This is a genomic window from Denitrobacterium detoxificans (assembly GCF_001643775.1).
Classification (GTDB): domain Bacteria; phylum Actinomycetota; class Coriobacteriia; order Coriobacteriales; family Eggerthellaceae; genus Denitrobacterium; species Denitrobacterium detoxificans.
Map to the genome: position 1 here is coordinate 25,496 of NZ_CP011402.1, position 1,979 is coordinate 27,474.

Genomic DNA, 1,979 nt, shown 5'->3' on the forward strand with positions numbered 1-1,979 from the left:
GCGCCGGCAACTATACATATATATGTAAGGCGCCGCACAGGCGCCTTATTTGCGAAAGGGAACACTATGGACGAAAAGGTCCTGCTAGGTCATGGTAGCGGCGGCACGATGATGCGCCGCATTATCGACGAGGTATTCTTCGATGCCTATGGTGGGGAAGAGCTTGCAGCTGGCAATGATGCGGCCGATTTGCCGCTTCCCGCAGAGGGCGAACGCCTGGCGTATTCTACCGACAGCTTCGTGGTGACCCCTCATTTCTTCCCGGGCGGCGATATCGGGCATTTGGCCGTGTGCGGTACCGTGAACGATGTGGCTACCAGTGGCGCCGCGCCGAAGTACCTTTCGTGCGGCTTCATTTTGGAAGAAGGCTTCCCCATGGAAGACCTGAAGCGCATTTGCCAAAGCATGGCGGATGTAGCCAAGGAAGCTGGCGTGCGCATCGTAACGGGCGACACGAAGGTCGTAAATCGCGGCCATGGCGATGGCGTGTACATCAACACGAGCGGTGTGGGCTTCATTCCCGCCGGACGAGTGCTCGGCGGTCAGTACTGCAAGCCGGGCGATAAGGTGCTTGTGTCGGGTACGTTGGGCGATCATGGCATCACGATTATGAGCTGTCGAGAGGAGCTGAGCTTCCGCGCCGACCTGAAAAGCGATGCCGCTCCCTTGAACCATTTGATCGCGGAAGTGCTCGAAGCGGCGCCTCATACGCGTTGCTTCCGCGACCCCACGCGCGGTGGTTTGGCAAGCACGCTCAATGAACTTGCGGAGCAGAGTGGCGTCGATATGGTTGTCGACGAAATGAACGTTCCGGTGAAGGATGCCGTTCGTGGTGCGTGCGAAATGTTGGGCTACGATGTCTTCCAGGTTGCCAATGAGGGCAAGATGGTTTGCGTGGTTCCCGCGGAAGAATCTGAACTTGCGTTGGAAGCCATGCGTGCGAATGAGTACGGAACCGATGCGGCGATTATCGGAGAGGTTCTTCCGTGTCCCGACGACCGTTCGCCGCGCGTGAGCATTAGAACCGGGTTCGGAAGCATGCGCATCCTCGATATGTTGGTGGGGGAGCAGCTCCCTCGTATCTGCTAAATAATAAACTCTGGCGGTCGCACGAGCGCGAAAAGAGAACCATGGGAGCCCTCGCGGCTTGAACCCATAGGGCTGAAGATTTCGTGAAAGTTGAACCGCGAGCGTGAAAAATGAACGCGGCAATGGATGAGATTTCGTTGCCGCAAGGGTATGGAGGAGTCGCGTCTGCGGGCGCGGCTCCTTTCGCTTTGGCGTTGCTGTCGAATCGTGTGTAAGGCTGCTTTGGATGGCTTGGTGGATGGCCGTCGATGGGCGCGGCGGGCACCGCGCGAAGGATGCCTGGAGCGTCCTCGGCGCCGAGGGCTCATCTTCGCCACATCGCTCCGTCTGACTATCCTTGGACGGATGCTTTGGCGTGCATTCGAAAGCGACTCGGATGCGCGACGGATGTGACGGCCGCGCGACCGATGATTCCTTGGGTGCCATCGATGGAGAGCACGGTTGGATTGCGCTCATTTCGGTGGGCGATTCACGCGACGTAGAGCTTGCGCATGCGCGCTTGGGGTGCACAAGATATAGGGTCTCGCTACATTATTCACCGTGAGGGGCAATTGCTCCTTCGCGTATCTTTTCGCATACGAACAGGGATTATGACCCCAAGGTAACGCATGTAGACTGTTTGGAGAAAGGGTATAGCGGAAGTTGCAAATAGCTGATAGTATCAAGTGATACCAGGAGTGTAGCAATGGGTGAATTATGCGCTGCGCGCCTGGAGGGCATCAACTTGAGCGGGCCAAGTATCGCGGATAGTACCGTATTCTCACTTGACCTGGCAATTCAAGGGTATGTTGCCCGGGGGTTGTTATACGAGGAGTGCGTTTGCAGTGGAGTGCGCTACTGCAAATATGCGATTCGCTGGGGTCGAGAGGAAAACCTCCGCTAAGGTAGCG

1 protein-coding gene is annotated in these 1,979 nt (G+C 57.2%); it reads left to right on the plus strand.

The window, feature by feature from the left end; translation table 11 throughout:
• Nucleotides 1-66: 66 nt before the first annotated feature.
• Nucleotides 67-1,089, plus strand: a complete 1,023-nt coding sequence (gene hypE / locus AAY81_RS00110; protein WP_066659850.1) for a hydrogenase expression/formation protein HypE — start codon at nucleotides 67-69, stop codon at nucleotides 1,087-1,089.
• Nucleotides 1,090-1,979: the final 890 nt, after the last annotated feature.